We start from the raw sequence: 19006 nt of genomic DNA on the forward strand, positions 1-19006 counted from the left end.
TGAAAAAAGAGTGAGGGGAGTGATTATGCTAAGGCTGGCTAAGCAAACAGGGAATAAAGCAGCGATGGACTACCTGCATCATTAAAACAGCAGCATCTACGCGGGATTTAATGGACGCCGACCGAGGGTCGGCGTCCGGCATCATTAGCCTGCTGTTTTGCTGCGTGTTGTAGCGCGCTTGGTAGCGGCTTGTTTGGCGGATGCTGTTGCTGTTTTAGTCGATGCCACTTTAACGCGGGCACCGGCTGGTGTTTTTACGCGTGGTTTTTTTACTGCTGGAGCAACGCTGGAGCTAGTTGTGCCAGCTAATTTTCCGGTGGCGGTTTTACGTGCTGGTTTAACCGGAGTCACATCGCTGGCGGCTTTCACTGCACGCGGTTTACGAACCGGTTTTTTGACATCGTCATCCAACGTGGTCTGGATTGCCATCATGTCTGGTGTGACTTCTACAGGTGCAGCCTTGCTGCGGCTAGCGCGTTTAGGTTTTGCATCAGCATCTTCAGTGTCGTCAGAGGCTTTGGCTAGACCCTTAGTAACGCGCTTAGCTGCGCCCAATTTAACTTCTTTATCGCCCCAAAGTTCTTCCAGTCGATAGTAAGCACGGATCGCAGGTTGCATGATATGGACCACGATGTCGCCCAAATCTACCAATACCCATTCACCGGTCACTTCGCCTTCGATGCCGACAATTTCGCCACCGTTTTCTTTAACTTTATCGCGCACCGAAGCGGCTAATGCCTTGGTTTGACGGTTCGATGTACCAGACGCGATCGCGACACGATCAAACAGGCTGGTCAGGTGCATCGTGTCGAATACTTGTATATCTTGGGCTTTGACGTCTTCGAGAGCGTCAACAACTAAGGCTTGTAATTTTTTGATGTCCATATTTTTCATGCTTATCTGTATAAATGATGTTGTTGAATGTAGTCTAACACCTCGGGCGGTATTAGCGATGTTGTTTGTTGAGTCTGCGGAGTTTGCGAAGTCCGTTTTAACTCATTTCGGATACTGGTTGCCGATACGTCCCACGAAAGATCTTGCGAAAAATACGATTTGCCCGATGGAGAATTCCGTATTTCTTGCAACGACCCTGCTCTTTGATTCCATTCCTGGGCTACTTCAAGGTTTAATCCAGCTTGGTCTAGTGAAAACCCTGGTCTGGAGGCAGCACAAATATGTGCTACATCAAACAATTGCCGCCACTGTCTCCAACTAGACAGGTTTTGCAATTGATCGGCACCAATCAAAAAAACGATGGAAGTATCGTCCCCCAATTCCTTGCGCAGATTTTCCAAGGTATCGATAGTAAAACTTGCTTCATGTTGTACAGCGCGTTTGATTTCCTGCTGGTCTATCACTACCGGCAGCTTAAAGCCAGTTTCGAAGGCTAGCTTTAACATTTGCACACGTTGCTCCGCATCTGCGATGAGGCGGGTTTTTTGCCAGGGTTGCCCGGCAGGCACAAGACGCAACTCTTGTGCCTGTAATAAATTCACATAGTGCTGAGCCAGAGCGACATGACCACCGTGTACGGGATCAAAACTACCGCCGAGTACCAGCACACAAGGGGCTGGGTTTATACCCATTCCTTATGCACCAAAAAATCTGTCGCCAGTTTCGCTTCTGCGCTACCGGCGTCTGGTTTCCAGTCGTAACGCCACTTCACTATCGGCGGCATGGACATTAGTATTGATTCCGTCCTGCCGCCTGATTGCAGCCCAAATAAAGTGCCGCGATCAAAGACTAAATTAAATTCTACATAGCGGCCACGACGATATGCCTGAAAATCACGCTCGCGTTCACCATAGGCGATATCTTTACGTTTTTCAAGGATAGCGGCATAGGCAGGGACAAATGCATCTCCCACGCTTTGCGTCATGGCGAAGCTAGTTGCAAAATCTAACTCGTTAAAGTCGTCAAAAAATATGCCACCTACACCGCGTGCTTCTTTGCGATGTTTCAGGTAAAAATACTCGTCACACCATTTTTTAAAACGTGGGTGCAAATCCTCACCGTAAGGCCTTAAGGCATTTCTGCAGGTCTGATGGAAATGCTGCGCATCCTCTTCGAAACCATAATAGGGCGTTAAATCCATGCCGCCGCCAAACCACCATATTGCGGGGCTACCCTCAGCATAGGTGGTGAAAAAACGGACGTTCATATGCACGGTGGGTGCGTAGGGATTGCGTGGGTGCAGTACCAATGATACTCCCATTGCCTCCCATTTTCTTCCCGCCAGTTCTGGCCGACTTGCCGCGGCAGAAGGTGGCAGATTATTCCCCATCACATGTGAGAAGTTCACACCACCACGTTCGAATACTTTGCCTTCTTCGATGACGCGCGAAACTCCGCCACCACCTTCAGGTCGTTCCCAACTATCGGTCAGGAAAGCCTGGCCGTCTATCGCTTCCATCGCAGCCACGATGTTTGCTTGCAAAGCAAGCAGGTATTTTTTTACGGATGCGGAGTCGGTCATTGTCTATATGAATGCTTATTTAATACTTACTTAGTGCTTTTTATTCAGTGCACGCCAGCCGATATCGCGGCGGTATTGTGCACCCTGAAAGCGGATTTTTTCTACCGTATCGTAGGCATGTTTTTGCGCTAGTTTGACAGTGTCACCCAAGCCAACCACGCATAAGACACGACCACCGTTACTGAGCAATTGCTTATCCATGATCGTGGTACCGGCATGGAAGGTGATGCAGTCTGGCGTTTCGTCCGGAATGCCAGAAATGACATCGCCTTTGCGCGGATCATCCGGATAGCCAGCGGCCGCCATAACAACGCCCATCGCAGTTCGCCTATCCCATTCCAGTTCGACCGCGTCTAAGGTGCCATTGACGGCATGTTCCATCACGTTGACCAGATCGGTTTTTAAACGCGCCATGATAGGCTGGGTCTCAGGATCGCCCATACGGCAGTTAAATTCTAAAGTCTTAGGATTGCCGTGTTCATCGATCATTAAACCAGCGTACAAAAAGCCAGTGAAGACTATGCCATCCTTGGCCATGCCTTGTACCGTAGGCTGGATGATTTCGCGCATCACACGTGCATGCAATTGCGGTGTCACGATAGGTGCAGGTGAGTAAGCCCCCATGCCGCCGGTATTCGGACCCTGATCATCATCTAGCAGACGCTTGTGATCCTGGCTGGTGGCCAGCGGCAAAATATTTTTGCCATCGACCATGACGATGAAACTGGCTTCTTCGCCCACCAAAAACTCTTCGATGACGACGCGTGCACCAGCGTCGCCTAGCTTATTATCCGACAACATCATATCGACTGCCGCATGTGCTTCGTCTAACGACATTGCCACCACAACGCCTTTACCGGCGGCCAGGCCATCGGCTTTGATGACGATAGGCGCACCTTTTGCGCTGATGTAGGCGTGTGCCGCCTGCAAGTCGGAGAATGTTTGATATTCTGCAGTTGGTATTGCATGTCTTTGCATGAAAGATTTAGCGAAATCTTTCGAACTTTCCAGTTGCGCCGCTTCCTTGCTAGGTCCAAAAATCTTTAAGCCCTTATCGCGGAAAATATTTACGATGCCAGCGGCCAACGGTACTTCTGGTCCAACTACGGTGATCCCTATCTGTTCTTGGATCACAAACTCAGCCAAAGCGACCGGGTCAGTGAGAGGGATGTTGATCAGGTAAGGATTGAGTTCTGTGCCACCATTGCCAGGCGCGACAAAGACGCTCTGAACGCGTTCAGATTGCGTCAATTTCCAAGCTAGTGCATGTTCACGACCACCGGAGCCGACTACCAGAATTTTCATATTGTGCTCTTGTTTTATCTTAAAAATTTCTAAAAATTGCCTACTGAATTGAAGACCAATTTTTTGATTAATCTTCGATGATGACGTTGGTATACACTTCCTGAACATCGTCCAGATTTTCCAGTGCATCGATCAGTTTTTGCATCTTTATTGCATCGTCACCGTTCACGATCGTTTCAGTTTGCGGCTTCATCGTTACTTCTGCCACTTCCGATTTGAAACCAGCTTTGGTCAATGCATCTTTGATCGCCGACAAATCGTGCGGTGGCGTGAGTACTTCGATACCGCCTTCTTCGTCGCTCGTAATATCGTCGGCGCCAGCTTCCAAGGCAGCTTCCATCAGCGCATCTTCATTGGTGCCTGGCGCAAAATACATTTGTCCGCAATGCGTGAACATGAAAGCTACTGAGCCTTCATTGCCCATATTGCCGCCATTTTTATTGAAGGCATTGCGTACTTCTGCCACGGTGCGCACCCGGTTGTCAGTCATGCAGTCAACAATGATGGCGGCGCCACCAATACCGTAACCTTCATAACGTACTTCTTCATAGTTCGCGCCTTCGAGCAGCCCGGCACCGCGCTGTATCGCACGTGTGACGTTTTCTTTCGGCATGTTCGCATCTGCTGCCTTATCCACCGACAGACGTAAGCGCGGATTGGTGGCGATGTCGTCACCGCCCATACGCGCGGCAACCGTAATTTCTTTAATTAAGCGCGTCCAGACTTTGCCTCGTTTGGCGTCTGTCGCTGCTTTTTTATGCTTGATGTTGGCCCATTTGCTATGTCCTGCCATGATCACTCTCTCTGGTTTTGCAATAGTTCACCGTAGCCTACCACCAGTTGTGGCAATTTTTCTAAGCTTTGGTTTTATAATGAAGGGCGCTATTCTAACATATTGATTTTATTCGAATTCCATAATAGAACTTTTAATACCATGTCAAAACCATTATATATAGCAAAATCTGTTGCGAAAAATCAAACTAGTGAACTAAATTTGCTGTCCGATTGGGCTAATCGACATGGTTGCATCACTGGTGCCACTGGTACCGGCAAGACCGTGACCTTGCAAGTGATGGCGCAGGCTTTTTCTGATATCGGTGTGCCGGTCTTTATGGCGGATGTCAAAGGCGATCTTTCTGGCATGGCGGGAGCCGGACAAATGTCGACGAAAATGCAGCAACGTTTAGACCAGTTGGAGCTGCCGGTGCCGCAATGGCAGGCATGCCCGGTCACTTTTTGGGATGTGTTTGGCCAGCAAGGGCATCCGGTACGTGCCACGATTTCAGATTTGGGTCCGCTTTTATTGGGCCGCATGCTCAACTTGAATGAAACGCAAGCTGGCGTTATGCAATTGGCCTTCAAAATTGCCGATGACCACGGCCTGCTATTACTCGACACCAAAGATTTGCGCGCCATGTTGCAACATCTAGGCGAAAACGCCAGTGAGTACCAAACCGAATACGGAAATATCTCGGCGGCCAGCATAGGTGCAATACAACGTGGATTGCTGGCAGTGAGCGAGCAGGGCGGCGATCAGTTTTTTGGTGAGCCCATGCTCAATCTTGACGATATGCTGCAAACCGATGCCAATGGCAAGGGCGTGGTGAATATCCTGGCGGCCGATAAACTGTTGCAATCACCGCGTCTGTACTCGACCTTCTTGCTGTGGATGCTGTCTGAACTGTACGAACATTTGCCCGAAGTGGGCGATCTGGATCAGCCTAAGATGGTGTTTTTCTTTGATGAGGCGCATCTCTTGTTTGATGAGGCGCCCAAGGTTTTACTGCAAAAAATCGAACAAGTGGTGCGCCTGATCCGATCTAAAGGCGTAGGCATCTATTTTGTCACGCAAAACCCGCTGGATATTCCCGATACGGTGCTGGGGCAATTGGGCAATCGCGTGCAGCATGCATTGCGCGCGTATACGCCACGCGATCAAAAAGCAGTGCAAGCGGCAGCCGCAACCTTTCGCCCCAATCCTGAACTCGATACTGCTCAGGTGATTGGTGAGCTGGCTGTCGGTGAAGCATTGATTTCTTTTCTTGATGAGAAGGGGCGACCGAACATTGTGCAGCGTGGCTTTGTGTTACCACCGGCTTCGCAGATAGGCCCGCTCACTGCAGAGCAAAGACAGAGCATTATCGCCAATTCGATGGTCGCCGGGATCTATGAAAAAGCGGTTGACCGGGTATCTGCCTACGAGAAATTAAAAGGTCGGGTGGCCGGAACGGCTGCGGATAGTCGCGCTACGACACCAGGCACAACGGGTAGCTTGAGTGACGGCTGGGGCAATTCTGGTGGCGCGCCTGCTCGCGATAGTGCTAACCCCGCTGCGGGCCAGCCGCGGACCTTACCAACGCCGACGGCAAGCAATCCTGAGCAAGGTGGGATAGGAGATGCCTTCAATTCCATGTTCGGCAATCTGTTTGGCGGCGACGATAGCGTACGTCGTAAGGATAATGTGGCGGAAACTATGCTGAAGTCGGCCGTGCGCACCATGGGCTCGCAGGTGGGACGAGAAATCATACGCGGCGTGTTAGGTTCGATTTTAAAAAAGCGCTAGGACGGCAGGCAGCACTTTAAATCAGACGGACCTGCAGCGCGAGTGAAGTAGCAGATTTGAAACGACCATGCCCAGCACGCATATTCCATGCGCTTCTGCGGGCATGCCGGCCTGAAAGCCGCATGGAATATGCGCGCCAGGCCGGCCTTGATTTGAATTTCATCATTCATCATACTAGATAGACCGCGCCCAGGCGTTAGCCTTTACAATGTGGGCTATGAGTTCACCCCTTTCCCCAACGCATGACCGGCGGCAATATCTGATCGGTCTGGCAATCGCGATTTCTGGCGCTATCCTGTTTTCCACCAAGGCCATCGTCGCCAAGCTGATTTATCGTTATCCAGTGGATGCGGTGACCCTAATCGCGTTTCGTATGCTATTTTCTCTGCCGATTTTCGCCCTGATCGCGCTATGGCAGGCACGTCAAGGACCACGTTTATCTAATGCCGATCGCTGGCGTCTGGTAGCTTTAGGTCTGGTTGGCTATTATTTATCCAGCTTTCTCGATTTTATGGGTTTGCAATATATTACTGCCGGATTGGAAAGACTGATATTGTTCCTGACCCCTAGCTTTGTGCTGTTGATTTCCGCGGTATTTTTGAAGCGTAAAGTACGGGCTATAGAATGGGCTGCGTTGAGCCTGTCGTACATGGGAATCGTGCTGGTTTTTGTACATGATTTGAAATTCGGTGGAGATCAAGTCTTGTTTGGCTCGGCTCTGGTACTTGGTGCGGCACTATCTTATTCCTTGTATCTGATACAGTCGGGGCAATTAGTCATGCGGCTAGGCTCGTTACGACTGGTGTCGTATGCGATGTGCGTCTCTAGCGTGGCCTGTATCGCGCAATTTTTTGCTTTGCGTCCGGCCAGTATGCTAATTCAACCGGCTCAGGTGTATTGGCTGTCGCTGATCAACGCGATTTTTTGTACCGTGTTGCCCGTGTTCCTCACTATGTTTGCTGTGCAAAGAATAGGCGCCGCGACCGCGTCGCAGGCGGGGATGATAGGGCCGGTGTCAACGCTGTTTCTGGGCGCGATATTCTTAAATGAGGCGGTCACCAGTTGGCAATTGGCCGGTACCGTTTTGGTTATTGGCGGCATGTATTTACTAAGTAAAAAATAGTGCGCGATCAGGTCGTCGCACCTGGCGGCTATATCGAAATACACGAAAAACAACAGCATGCTGTTGTTTCGTTCTGTAAATCAATAGTTTTTTTCCAGAGCTTTGCTCTGGTCTGTTAACATCCTCCGATTGAAATACCGAGACAGCAGATATAAAATGAATCAAACATCAGGATCAAAAGAGAGTAATAATTCAGCTTCAGTTCCAGTATCTGCCGAAGCGCAACAAGCCGCATTAGAGCCAGACGCTAGCCCTAAATTTGGTCGTTTGTTGGCGGTACTGTTTTTTGCGGTGATGCTCATTGTTGTGATTACCTTCGCCACAGAAGCGTATTATTCAAATTGATCTAGGCCTTTTACTTCCATCCCTTGGGTGAATCATGGATAACATACCGCTATCAAGCACGGTAAAAAAAGGCGAAGCTTCTAACTCCAGTCGCTTATTGATTTTGCAGGCCTTGGTGCCTATCGCAACGCATTTAGTGTCATCTCAATTAGAGGCATTTTCCGCGCGTCTGACTGATGCGCTTTTTAAACTTTCAGATCAAACCATACGACCGGAAGAAGCGAGCGCCAGTTTTCAGGCTTTTCAACTCTTAAAGCGAAACAATACTGCGTTTTATCGACTGGTGGTTGGTCAAATCAATGCTGCACTCACCAAAGAAGTTAGCACCATCAATGCCAAGAAAAAACCGGTGAAAAAGGAAGCGCAAGATTTTTCACTGGTGTCATTTGATGAGATGGAGAGTAAGCTCTTAATCCGAAATTTAAGCCAGGCCCTGGAAGTAAATAATGCGGATATTCTGGTCGCACTCAATATCCGCATTGGAAATGTGCTAAGACGCACACCGATCAATATTTCGCAAAATCCATTTCGTCCCGATGTTTTTGTACATGCGGTGTACCAGGCTTGGAAAGAATTTGATGCAACCCCAGACTCGCATCATTTAGTGTTGCGTTTACTACAGCCAAATATATTTTTGCAGTTGAAACCTATTTTGAATGAAATTAATGAAGGCTTAATCGCGCGTGGCATCATGCCCGATATTAGCGACGTTTATCGCAGTAAAAATAAAAATTCTGATCCGAATAGTGCGGACGAGATCGATGATAGAGATCCCTATTTGCATAATAAACTGAGAAGCATTTTCTCTGGACAGCCAATTTCTGGCGCTGGGAAAAGAACTGCAGGATCACTGGAGTGGAGCGGAACCGGCGGTGGTTTTTCGGGAGCGGGCAGCGGCGTGAGCAATGGTGCCCACGGAAATGCCGATACAGTCACGATAGACCGGCAGTTTTTCAATTACCTCACTAGCATACAAAAGAGCGGTCCGCTAAGCGAACAAGACATGGATCACGATGCTAGTGTTCAACCTGGTAGCCGAGGTGAGTCACCTCTGCGTCAGTTGTCGCGGCAAGCTCCGGCGGACAGTCTGACCGATGTTGATCAGAGCACGATAGAGCTGCTGGCCAGGATTTTTGATTTCGTCTTCAATGATCCGACCATCCCAGAAGATATCAAAAACCTGATTGGGCAATTACAGATTCCAACCCTAAAAGTGGCCTTGCTGGATAAAGATTTCTTTTTTAAAGAAACCCATCCGGCACGGGTCTTGATCGATACTTTAGCTAAGTCGGGTGCTTTACTCGATGCTGATGCCACCAGTGAAGACCCCTTGTACCACATGATAGAAGGTGTGGTAGAGCGCGTGCAAACCGAGTTCGATGAGCAAATTGATTTGTTCTCGGATGTGGTAGCGGACCTTGAGGCTTTCCTGCAAGAGGAAGAAGATAAAACCGAAGAGGCCATTACTCTACCGGTAGAGACAGCACTAAAGCAGGAAAAAATGCGACTGGCGCGCGAGTTTGCCGAGCATGATGTGGCGATTCGGGTAGAGACCGGCGAAGTAGCAGGTTTTCTTGAAACCTTTTTGCTGGAGCAATGGATACGCATCCTGACGATAGCTCATAGCGTTAAAGATAAGAAACCGCATGCGCTTGAGAATGCACTCAAGACCATGGATGACTTAATCTGGAGTCTGAAATCAAAAAACAGCGCGGAAGAACGTAAAGAACTGGTCAGCAAACTGCCCTCTATGCTGTCTTTGCTCAATGCCTGGCTCAATGCGATTAAGTGGGACGAGCCAGATCGAGTTTTCTTTTTCTCTAAATTAGCCGAGCGGCATGCTGCAATCGCCCGCGCCCCTTTGGAGTTGTCACCTAGACGGCAAGTCGAAATCGCGGTGAATATCGCACAAAGAGCCAGCGAACGTCGCCTTAACCGGCATGTGCAAAATCAGATTGATAAGCATCCAGACGAGTGGTCGCAGCAGGTCGAAATACTTAATCGTGGTGTCTGGCTTAATTTCGTTCAGCAAAATGATGCTCAGGCACGTTATAAGCTGGCATGGGTTAGCCCTAAGCGAACCCGCTATATCTTCACCAATCGTCAGGGGCACGACGCTTTTTCTATCTCAGGCGAAGAGCTGGTAGCAAAGTTTCGCTCTGGAACAGTGACGCAGATTGTTTCCGACTCCGTGGTCGACCGGGCCTTGATCGACGCCTTAAAAGACCCTATCGAATAAGGCTCGCCAATCAGCCCCCTGGGGACTTCTAAAAAACCTTAATCGAGATGCAGCGCAAGGCGCAAACCGGAGCTAGACGTCAGTATTGCGAGGATTTGCAACGCCGCGATGCGCTCGGGTATGGGGTTTTTAGAAGCTCAGTCCTGCCAATGCGCACTATTTATGCGCCTGTTGGCAGGTTTTCGGGCTGCAGGCCGCATAGGGATTGCGTACTGGCCTGTCTATTAGAATGTTTCAGAAGAATTCGCCTGTGCGCTTTTGGCTAACGGCTTTCTTGCTCTCACAAGTCCACCTAAGTCCACCCAAGGTCACTTCGGGTTTGACTTATCAGCCTCGGCTCTAAAATCAGTCAGCCGTAGGCTTATTTTTCCTAAGAGTTCAGAAATTGGTGTAAATACCAAATATTCTTTGCTTATGCGATATTCCTGTCATGTAGCCACGCTGGGCTTGGTAAAATAGTCGGCTAAGCAAAGCTTTGTTGAAACTTGAGTAAAACTTTGACTCTCATCTGACATTTACGAGAATATTCCCCATGCGCACAGACATCGCCAGCCAACCCCTTACTATTTTTCGCAAAGACTATGTTGCCCCAGGTTTTTGGGTCGATACGGTAGAAATGGGGTTTGATCTTGATCCGGTTGCTACCCACGTTGCTACCCGGATGACCATGCGTCGTAATCACGATAGTAGCGAGAAAAATCTGGTTTTATTCGGTGAGACGATCAAGCTCTTACAGTTACGCATGAATGGCGTGAACCTGAAAAAAAGCGCTTACAGCATCGCGGATGGCAAGCTGACTATCGTCAACGCGCCCGATGTGGTGACGCTGGAAATCGAGACGGTGATTGCGGCAGGTAAAAATACTTCGATGTCGGGCTTGTACGTCTCGAACGGTAATTTCTTTACCCAATGTGAGGCCGAAGGCTTCCGTAAAATTACTTATTACCCTGATCGTCCGGACGTCATGGGAACGTTCACCATCATGTTGCGCGGCGACAAGAAAAAATATCCGGTCTTGCTGTCAAACGGCAATCTGATCGCTGAAGGCGACTTGGGCGACGGCCGTCATTTTGCCAAATGGGAAGACCCATTTAAAAAACCTTCTTATCTATTCGCCTTAGTCGCCGGTAAATTGGTCTGTCAGGAAGAAAAATATAAGCTGAAATCTGGCCGCAAGGTCTTGTTGCAGGTGTGGGTAGAGGCCGGTAATCTGGATAAGACCCAGCATGCCATGGATTCTCTGAAAAACAGCATACGCTGGGACGAAGAGCGCTTTGGCCTTGAGCTCGATTTGGATCGTTTCATGATCGTTGCGACCAGCGATTTTAATATGGGCGCGATGGAAAATAAGGGTTTGAATATTTTCAATACCAAGTATGTCCTGGCCAATCCTAGTATTGCTACCGACGTCGATTACGCGGGCATAGAATCGGTAGTCGGTCATGAATACTTCCATAACTGGACCGGTAACCGTGTCACTTGTCGCGATTGGTTTCAGTTGTCGTTGAAAGAAGGTTTGACGGTATTTCGCGATCAGGAATTTTCCGCTGATCTGGTCGGTACAGAAACTGGCAGGGCGGTCAAGCGTATTGAAGATGTGCGCGTGCTGCGTCAGGTACAGTTTTCTGAAGATGCCGGCCCGATGGCGCATCCTGTGCGTCCGGATTCTTTCGTTGAAATTAATAATTTTTATACGGTCACGATTTACGAAAAAGGCGCGGAAGTGGTGCGCATGTATTACACCTTGCTGGGCCATGATGGCTTCCGCAAAGGCATGGATCTTTACTTTAAGCGCCACGATGGTCAGGCCGTCGCCTGCGATGATTTCCGTGCTGCCATGGCAGACTCCAGCGGTTGCGACCTGACACAGTTTGAGCGTTGGTATAGCCAGGCCGGTACGCCGCGCGTCAAGGCAGAAACCAGTTATGACGCTGACGCAAAAGTCTATCGAATAACTTTGAGTCAAACTTGCCCCGACACGCCAGGGCAAAGCAAGAAACTGCCTTTCCATATCCCGGTTGCGATCGGCTTGTTAGGTGCGGATGGTAAAGACCTCAAGCTGCAATTAGACGGGCAGGCTGCGACCAGTAACAGCACACTGGTACTGGAGCTGACGGCAGAGAGCCAGACTTTCCGCTTCAGTGGCGTCATGCAAAAACCTACACCTTCGATCTTACGCAATTTCTCCGCGCCGGTGGTGCTTGAGTACGCTTATACAGACGAAGAATTGGGGCATTTGTTGGCTAACGACAGCGACCCGTTCAATCGATGGGAGGCTGGTCAGCGCTTGGCAACGCGTCGTTTGGTGAAGCTAACTATTGCCGTGCAAAAAGGTGAGGAGCTGGAACTCGACGCGATGTTCATAGAGGCCTTACGTGCCACATTAAACGATAAGACTTTAGATCCTTCTTTCCGCGAAGTGGTGCTGACCTTGCCGTCTGAAGCAATGATCGCCGAAGAATTCGCCGTGGTTGATCCGCAGAGCATACATACGGCACGCCAATTTGTTCGCGCAAGCTTAGCGCAACATCTGAAATCGGATCTACTGAGTGCTTATGAAGATAATCTGACACCGGGTAAATATAGCCCGGATGCGGTTTCTGCGGCAAAACGTGGTTTGAAGAATGTCGCCCTTGCGTATTTATTGGCATGGCCGGATGATGCGACCTTTATGCTGGCCAAGACCCAGTTTGATGAAGCACAGAATATGACAGATAGACTGGCTGCATTGAGCGGCTTGACTAATTTTTCAGGCTCAGCCAAAAATGCCAAAGCCGCCGCGCAGTCTCTGCAGAAATTCTATAAAGACTTCAAGAACGAAGCTCTGGTAATCGACAAGTGGTTTATGCTGCAGGCCAGTGCTTACACTTGCGATGTCCCTAAGGTCAGAGAATTAATGAAGCATCCAGCCTTCACTTTGAGTAATCCGAATCGTGCGCGTAGTCTGATCTTTAATTTCTGCAATGCCAATCCAGCCCGCTTCCACGCGGCCGACGGCAGTGGTTACGTCTTATGGGCAGAAATGGTCATCGCATTGAATAAACTCAATCCGCAAGTTGCGGCACGCTTGGCCCGTAGCCTGGATAGATGGAAAAAATATCCACAAAATCTGCAAACGCATATGAAAGCGGCATTGCAAAAAGTGGCAGAGACTAAAAAACTCTCGAAAGACGTACTGGAAGTCGTTAGCAAAGCATTGGCGTCCTGATTTAATAGTAGAAATTCAAAGGAAAAACATGAAACGAGTAAGTCTGACGCAGCATCTGGTCGAAGAACAACGTTTAAACAATACGATACCGGCCGAGTTACGGCTCTTGATCGAAGTCGTCGCACGCGCCTGTAAAACTATTAGCCATGCGGTCGGCAAGGGTGCCTTGGGAGAAGTGCTGGGCACTGCCGACACCGAAAATGTGCAGGGCGAAGTGCAAAAAAAATTAGATATACTTTCCAATGAAATTTTACTCGAGGCCAATGAGTGGGGCGGCCATTTAGCCGCGATGGCATCAGAAGAGATGGAAAGCATACATCCGATCCCAAATCGTTATCCTATGGGCGAATACATGCTCTTGTTTGATCCACTCGATGGCTCTAGCAATATCGATGTGAATGTCTCTATTGGCACTATTTTTTCTGTACTCAAAGCGCCAGAAGGCATGGGCACGCCGACGGAGCAAGATTTCATGCAAGCCGGTAGTAAGCAGGTGGCGGCGGGCTATGCCGTGTATGGCCCACAAACCATGCTGGTCTTGACCACTGGACATGGCGTGAACTGTTTTACTCTGGATAGAGAAATGGGTTCCTGGGTGCTCACCGAGCGCAATATGCAGATCCCGGAAGACACTCAGGAGTTTGCCATTAATGCTTCAAATACGCGTCACTGGTTTCCTCCAGTCACCCGTTATGTTAATGAAATGATGGCGGGTAAGACCGGCCCTCTGGGCAAGGACTACAATATGCGTTGGGTTGCCTCGATGGTGGCGGATGTGCATAGAATTTTGAATCGCGGCGGTATCTTTATGTATCCAGCCGATGCGCGCGATGCCGACAAGCCTGGCAAATTACGCTTAATGTACGAGGCCAATCCTATGTCCATGATCGTCGAACAAGCTGGTGGCGCGTCCACAGACGGTAAGCAGCGTATGCTCGATATCGTACCGACTAAGTTACATCAGCGTGTACCAGTATTCCTGGGTTCGAAAAACGAAGTAGAGCGCGTGACGAAATATCATCAAGAGTAAGATCAAGCTTAAGATCAAGCTTAAGATCGAGATCGAGATCAAGATCAAGATCAAGATCAAGATCAAGATCAAGATCAAGAAGGACTGAGCTAGCTCTCCACTGCGTGGGCGTGGCGTAAAAAAAGCGGAGTTAGGATGCTCCGTTTTTTTATTGCTTATTCATATGAAAAACGTCTTAATGGCCTCAATAATTGCTATTTGACATATTGGTCTTGGCAGGGCAAGCTGTACTCATCACGACTAAGTCTAATTTTTGGAGAGTAAGCATGCCTGTATATCGTTCACGCACCACCACCCACGGCCGCAATATGGCTGGCGCCCGCGCGCTTTGGCGTGCCACCGGCATGAAAGACGGCGATTTTGATAAGCCTATCGTCGCCGTCGTCAACTCATTTACCCAATTTGTGCCCGGACATGTGCACCTCAAGGATCTCGGCCAGATGGTGGCACGTGAGATTGAGGCTGCTGGCGGTGTGGCTAAAGAATTTAATACCATAGCAGTCGATGACGGTATCGCCATGGGTCATGGCGGCATGTTGTATTCGCTGCCTTCGCGTGAATTGATTGCCGATTCAGTCGAGTACATGGTCAATGCGCATTGCGCCGATGCCATGGTGTGTATCTCGAATTGCGACAAGATTACCCCAGGCATGTTGATGGCGGCGATGCGTCTGAATATCCCGGTAGTGTTTGTTTCGGGCGGCCCTATGGAAGCCGGTAAGGTGCTAGAAACGCTACATCCTAAGCAAAACGGCGTACAAAAAATCATGAAGATTGATCTGGTCGATGCCATGATCAAGGCTGGCGACAGCAGTGTCTCGGATGAAGAAATTGGACGTATCGAGCGCTCGGCGTGCCCGACTTGCGGTTCCTGCTCAGGGATGTTTACGGCAAATTCCATGAACTGCCTGACCGAAGCTTTGGGCCTCTCTTTGCCGGGCAACGGCACTATCCTGGCCACGCATGCAGACCGTAAAGAGTTATTTTTACGCGCTGGTCGCGTGATCGTTGATTTGGCGAAACGCCATTATGAACAGGATGACTATACCGTCTTGCCGCGTTCGATCGCGACCAAGGCAGCGTTTGAAAATGCGATGGCGCTTGATGTCGCGATGGGCGGATCCACCAATACCGTTTTGCACATGCTGGCAACCGCCCACGAAGCTGGGGTCGATTTCAAGATGGCCGACATCGACAGGATTTCGCGTAAAGTACCATGCCTGTGCAAAGTAGCACCGATGACGGATAAATATCATATCGAAGACGTGCATAGAGCCGGTGGCATTTTTGCGATTTTGGGTGAGCTGGCACGCGCTGGTTTGCTCGATACTTCACTGCCTACCGTGCATAGCGAGACGATGGCGGCGGCGATTGCCCACAACGACATCATGGTCAGTAATCATGCGGCGGTACGCAAATTATTTAGTGCCGCACCGGGCGGTATCCCTACCCAAACCGCTTTCTCACAAGAACAGCGTTTCGACAGTCTGGATATGGACAGAGCAGAAGGCTGCATACGCGATAAGGCGCATGCCTATTCGCAAGACGGTGGTCTGGCGGTTCTGTACGGTAACTTGGCAGAAAAAGGCTGTATCGTTAAAACTGCGGGTGTGGATGAAAGTATTTTGAAATTCACCGGCAAAGCGCGCGTGTTCGAGAGTCAGGATGATGCGGTGGAGGCGATCTTGGGCGATACCGTGCATGAAGGCGATGTCGTCATCATCCGTTATGAAGGGCCAAAAGGCGGTCCGGGCATGCAAGAGATGCTGTACCCGACCTCGTATATCAAATCCAAAGGCCTGGGCAAGGCTTGTGCTTTGTTCACTGATGGCCGCTTCTCTGGTGGCTCCTCTGGATTGGTCATCGGCCATGCCTCACCGGAAGCCGCAGAAGGTGGCGCAATTGGTCTGGTAGAAGAGGGCGATATCATAGAAATTGATATTCCCGGACGTAGCATGCATCTGAAAATCAGCGATGCCGATCTGGCCGCCCGCCGGCTTGCCATGGAAGCCAAAGGCGATCTGGCATGGAAGCCTGTGAGCCGAGAACGTTATGTTTCGCAAGCTTTGCAAGCCTATGCGGCGCTGGCTACTTCGGCTGATCGTGGTGCGGTCAGAGATATTTCGCAGTTAAAGCGATAAAAAATAGTTGTATCAGTTAGCTGGGCACAGGATGGCGCGAATACGCTTTTCCTGTGCTTTTTTGTTGAACTTGTAATTTTGAATAATGCCCATAAATAACTTTAGCTAGTAGAAAAAATAGGACGACCGTTCGACTGACTTTAGTCAGGCTGCCGCTTTCGTTTATACTGTGAAGGTAAAACAAAATGGTTTGGTTTATTTCATTTTGTTTTGTTCGATGCAATTAATATAAGTTTTAAATAAGCTTTAACCCTCAAAAAGAATCCGTGAGAATTGTTATGCCTAGTAAGGACCTGTCTGTCAGTAGCCAAGATCAAACATTGGAATACGTCACGTCCTGCCAATTGCCAACGACCTGGGCAACTTTTCAGATGCATGCGTTTGTGGAAGTCGCTACCGGTAAAGAACATATTGCCCTCACTTTAGGCGATGTTGCAGATGGCAAGCCTGTGTTGGCGCGTCTGCACTCAGAATGCCTGACAGGCGATGCTTTATTTAGCCAGCGTTGTGATTGCGGTCCGCAGCTTGAGATGGCGATGCAAAAAATTGCCAAAGAAGGTCGTGGTGCCTTGCTGTATCTGAGGCAAGAAGGGCGTGGCATAGGCTTATTAAACAAAGTGCATGCCTATCGTTTACAAGATCAGGGCGCTGATACGGTAGAAGCGAATCAACAACTCGGTTTTGCAGCGGATTTGCGTAGCTATAGCTTGTGCGAGCCTATGTTGAGGCATCTAGGGATCGGTTCTTTACGGTTGATGACGAATAACCCTCGCAAGATTTCGGCGATGGAGGGGATGCAGATACGGGTTGAAGAACATATCCCCTTAATCATAGAACGCAATCAGTACAATGAGCGCTATTTAAGTACCAAGGTTAGTAAGCTTGGTCATTTGATGCAGCCGGATCTTTAATTTACTCAAACTCCGGATTAAGTAGCGAATGGTATTCCAGATCGATGTAATGATCGTGTCTCCATTCGCATTGCCTGCGTCGGCCCTCGAAGTGGAATCCGAGCTTGCCTAATAAAGCTACGCTGGCAAAATTTTCTGGCTCTACTTCTGCCTCAACTCGGTGCAAGTTCATTCCTGAAAATGCATACGCTAGTATGGTTGATAGACACTCGGACATTATCCCTTGCCCCCAACACTCCTCGTGTAGCCAATAACCCATATCGGTATTTCGATTATCTTTGTCGTAGTGATAAAAACCGCAAGTTCCCAATAGTTCAGTCGGATTTTCGGCGTGACAGATTGCCCACCAAATTCCAGTTCGCTCTTTTAGTATGCGGCGATACCATTTCATTTGGCTTTGTGTGGCACGTTTACTCGTGTAAGAAATTCCATACCAGGCGCTTACGCGAGGATTTGATAAGCCCTTGAAAATACTATCAATATCGCTACGTCGTATTTTTCGAAGGCGGTAGCTTTGTGTCTGTAGCACTGGGAAAGACTTCAGTCTGGACTTGAACATATTTTGATGCGGAATTTGTTCGCTTGCAAAAAAAGCGCCTGAAGCGGCGCGGTTTGCTGATTTAGCGATTAACGAATGTGGTGTCCCATGTAGTGCCGCGTGGTGTCGATATCTGTAAAAATCTTTCATTCTCGCCCTGGATATCGGTGATTTCCTTAATCACTTCTGCGGGAAATCCAGCGCGCTCTACGCCCCGGTCTTGCAAGAAGAGCGAGGCAAGGTATTTCTTGAGATGCTTGGGCTCGGTACTAAATAGACAAATACGCTGCCAGACGTGCGGGTAACGTGTTTTAAGATGTCCGTTTGGCGCAAGCTTTTCAAGTGCCGCTACCGACAAACCCATGATGTTACTTGGTTCAGGATCGGACTGATACATGACCTGTACTGTGTCTAAAGTCTTAGGCGCTTCCACATAAGAAGTTTTGATGATGGTGCTGGCTGCAATGTCTGGTTTCGGTGAAGCCAGGGAGGAAAATGGCGCCAGCGTTCTCAAAATCTGATCCGACGAGGGGAGTGGATTTTGGTTCCAGCGTATGCTTTTAATTCCCGCGCTTTTTAAAAATTCAGTGTTCGAGAGGTGATTATCCTCAGAATCGGCTTGTGTACTTAGCTCAATTACACACAGCAGGCCTAGACTAGCATCAAAAATTGCGTAGTCAACCTTGCGGCCTTTGAGTAGCTCAAGTTCGGCCACTCTTTGTTTCTCGCTCATGCTAATGGGTTCCATTAACGCGGATAACTCAACTTTTGGAAAGATATAGCAATTTGGCAATGCTCGCCGTAAGCGACCATAGAAAATTTCGTCTTCGTGACGAAAAAATCGTTTTTCTTCGTATGCAGGGGTGCTAGATTTATTTTTCTTCAGAAGGCGCGAAAACATGGAGAAGCTCAAATTGGGTTAAATAGCAAAAATTGGCCTCGTACTTTTCCGAATGGTAATGAAAAGCGAGTAACGCAAGTGTGTATTTATTTAGTTTCAAAAGCAAGACTAACTCTAAAACTGTTGTTATAAGAACTAACAATATTGTCTTTTTGAGAACTTAACCCGATATTTCATCTCTAAAACAGGAAAATATAAGAAATGACCTAAATTATTTAAATTTCGG

Annotated in this window: 15 protein-coding genes; 8 read left to right on the forward strand and 7 right to left on the reverse strand. The window is 48.8% G+C overall.

The window, feature by feature from the left end; translation table 11 throughout:
• Positions 1–144: 144 nt before the first annotated feature.
• The 5 genes from rsfS to ACO0K8_RS15250 form a co-directional block, all read right to left on the reverse strand.
• On the reverse strand, positions 145–885 hold the full coding sequence (rsfS, locus tag ACO0K8_RS15230; RefSeq protein WP_422947507.1) for a ribosome silencing factor: 741 nt from the start codon (positions 883–885) through the stop codon (positions 145–147).
• Between the two features lie 11 nt (positions 886–896).
• Complete coding sequence (locus tag ACO0K8_RS15235) at positions 897–1586, reverse strand: nicotinate-nucleotide adenylyltransferase (protein WP_422947508.1); 690 nt, start codon at positions 1584–1586, stop codon at positions 897–899.
• The gene (hemF, locus tag ACO0K8_RS15240) at positions 1577–2476 is read right to left on the reverse strand and encodes an oxygen-dependent coproporphyrinogen oxidase (RefSeq protein ID WP_422947509.1); all 900 of its coding nucleotides are present in this window, start codon (positions 2474–2476) and stop codon (positions 1577–1579) included. The genes ACO0K8_RS15235 and hemF overlap by 10 nt, the downstream gene beginning before the upstream one ends.
• A gap of 30 nt (positions 2477–2506) precedes the next feature.
• Positions 2507–3781: a phosphoribosylamine--glycine ligase gene (purD, locus tag ACO0K8_RS15245; RefSeq protein ID WP_126126586.1), complete on the reverse strand. Its 1275-nt coding sequence runs from the start codon at positions 3779–3781 to the stop codon at positions 2507–2509.
• A gap of 67 nt (positions 3782–3848) precedes the next feature.
• Positions 3849–4574 (reverse strand): YebC/PmpR family DNA-binding transcriptional regulator, encoded by a 726-nt coding sequence (locus tag ACO0K8_RS15250; protein WP_422947510.1) that lies wholly within the window; start codon positions 4572–4574, stop codon positions 3849–3851.
• 141 nt (positions 4575–4715) lie between these two features.
• On the opposite strand from ACO0K8_RS15250, the gene ACO0K8_RS15255 reads away from it, so the two are divergent.
• The 8 genes from ACO0K8_RS15255 (at position 4716) to ribA (ending at position 17341) form a co-directional block, all read left to right on the forward strand.
• Positions 4716–6344 (forward strand): helicase HerA-like C-terminal domain-containing protein, encoded by a 1629-nt coding sequence (locus tag ACO0K8_RS15255; RefSeq protein WP_422947511.1) that lies wholly within the window; start codon positions 4716–4718, stop codon positions 6342–6344.
• Between the two features lie 217 nt (positions 6345–6561).
• Positions 6562–7467 carry a DMT family transporter gene (locus tag ACO0K8_RS15260; protein ID WP_422947512.1) on the forward strand — a complete coding sequence of 302 codons (906 nt, stop codon included), beginning with the start codon at positions 6562–6564 and terminating at the stop codon, positions 7465–7467.
• A 156-nt stretch (positions 7468–7623) separates the two neighbouring features.
• On the forward strand, positions 7624–7812 hold the full coding sequence (locus ACO0K8_RS15265) for a hypothetical protein (RefSeq protein ID WP_422947513.1): 189 nt from the start codon (positions 7624–7626) through the stop codon (positions 7810–7812).
• A gap of 34 nt (positions 7813–7846) precedes the next feature.
• Positions 7847–10051 carry a DUF1631 family protein gene (locus ACO0K8_RS15270; protein ID WP_422947514.1) on the forward strand — a complete coding sequence of 735 codons (2205 nt, stop codon included), beginning with the start codon at positions 7847–7849 and terminating at the stop codon, positions 10049–10051.
• A 532-nt stretch (positions 10052–10583) separates the two neighbouring features.
• Positions 10584–13259 carry an aminopeptidase N gene (gene pepN / locus ACO0K8_RS15275; protein WP_422947515.1) on the forward strand — a complete coding sequence of 892 codons (2676 nt, stop codon included), beginning with the start codon at positions 10584–10586 and terminating at the stop codon, positions 13257–13259.
• 28 nt (positions 13260–13287) lie between these two features.
• Entirely contained in the window at positions 13288–14289 is a 1002-nt protein-coding gene (locus tag ACO0K8_RS15280; protein ID WP_422947516.1) for a class 1 fructose-bisphosphatase, read from the forward strand.
• A gap of 266 nt (positions 14290–14555) precedes the next feature.
• Entirely contained in the window at positions 14556–16430 is a 1875-nt protein-coding gene (gene ilvD, locus ACO0K8_RS15285) for a dihydroxy-acid dehydratase (protein WP_422947517.1), read from the forward strand.
• A gap of 278 nt (positions 16431–16708) precedes the next feature.
• Entirely contained in the window at positions 16709–17341 is a 633-nt protein-coding gene (gene ribA, locus ACO0K8_RS15290; protein WP_422947518.1) for a GTP cyclohydrolase II, read from the forward strand.
• Position 17342: 1 nt separating this feature from the next.
• Here the strand turns inward: ribA and ACO0K8_RS15295 are convergent, their stop codons facing one another.
• Together ACO0K8_RS15295 and ACO0K8_RS15300 are read right to left on the reverse strand one after the other, a co-directional pair.
• The gene (locus ACO0K8_RS15295; protein WP_422947519.1) at positions 17343–17900 is read right to left on the reverse strand and encodes a GNAT family N-acetyltransferase; all 558 of its coding nucleotides are present in this window, start codon (positions 17898–17900) and stop codon (positions 17343–17345) included.
• Between the two features lie 61 nt (positions 17901–17961).
• Positions 17962–18780 (reverse strand): DUF2726 domain-containing protein, encoded by an 819-nt coding sequence (locus ACO0K8_RS15300; protein WP_422947520.1) that lies wholly within the window; start codon positions 18778–18780, stop codon positions 17962–17964.
• Between the last annotated feature and the right edge of the window lie 226 nt (positions 18781–19006).

This window comes from Undibacterium sp. Ren11W (assembly GCF_049340485.1).
Classification (GTDB): Bacteria; Pseudomonadota; Gammaproteobacteria; order Burkholderiales; family Burkholderiaceae_D; genus Undibacterium.

What these genes read in the sequence shown, in the direction of transcription:
- rsfS (WP_422947507.1), bottom strand. Translation starts at nt 885, where the DNA reads ATGGACATCAAAAAATTACAAGCCTTAGTTGTTGACGCTCTCGAAGAC.
- ACO0K8_RS15235 (WP_422947508.1), bottom strand. Translation starts at nt 1,586, where the DNA reads ATGGGTATAAACCCAGCCCCTTGTGTGCTGGTACTCGGCGGTAGTTTT.
- hemF (WP_422947509.1), bottom strand. Translation starts at nt 2,476, where the DNA reads ATGACCGACTCCGCATCCGTAAAAAAATACCTGCTTGCTTTGCAAGCA.
- purD (WP_126126586.1), bottom strand. Translation starts at nt 3,781, where the DNA reads ATGAAAATTCTGGTAGTCGGCTCCGGTGGTCGTGAACATGCACTAGCT.
- ACO0K8_RS15250 (WP_422947510.1), bottom strand. Translation starts at nt 4,574, where the DNA reads ATGGCAGGACATAGCAAATGGGCCAACATCAAGCATAAAAAAGCAGCG.
- ACO0K8_RS15255 (WP_422947511.1), top strand. Translation starts at nt 4,716, where the DNA reads ATGTCAAAACCATTATATATAGCAAAATCTGTTGCGAAAAATCAAACT.
- ACO0K8_RS15260 (WP_422947512.1), top strand. Translation starts at nt 6,562, where the DNA reads ATGAGTTCACCCCTTTCCCCAACGCATGACCGGCGGCAATATCTGATC.
- ACO0K8_RS15265 (WP_422947513.1), top strand. Translation starts at nt 7,624, where the DNA reads ATGAATCAAACATCAGGATCAAAAGAGAGTAATAATTCAGCTTCAGTT.
- ACO0K8_RS15270 (WP_422947514.1), top strand. Translation starts at nt 7,847, where the DNA reads ATGGATAACATACCGCTATCAAGCACGGTAAAAAAAGGCGAAGCTTCT.
- pepN (WP_422947515.1), top strand. Translation starts at nt 10,584, where the DNA reads ATGCGCACAGACATCGCCAGCCAACCCCTTACTATTTTTCGCAAAGAC.
- ACO0K8_RS15280 (WP_422947516.1), top strand. Translation starts at nt 13,288, where the DNA reads ATGAAACGAGTAAGTCTGACGCAGCATCTGGTCGAAGAACAACGTTTA.
- ilvD (WP_422947517.1), top strand. Translation starts at nt 14,556, where the DNA reads ATGCCTGTATATCGTTCACGCACCACCACCCACGGCCGCAATATGGCT.
- ribA (WP_422947518.1), top strand. Translation starts at nt 16,709, where the DNA reads ATGCCTAGTAAGGACCTGTCTGTCAGTAGCCAAGATCAAACATTGGAA.
- ACO0K8_RS15295 (WP_422947519.1), bottom strand. Translation starts at nt 17,900, where the DNA reads ATGTTCAAGTCCAGACTGAAGTCTTTCCCAGTGCTACAGACACAAAGC.
- ACO0K8_RS15300 (WP_422947520.1), bottom strand. Translation starts at nt 18,780, where the DNA reads ATGTTTTCGCGCCTTCTGAAGAAAAATAAATCTAGCACCCCTGCATAC.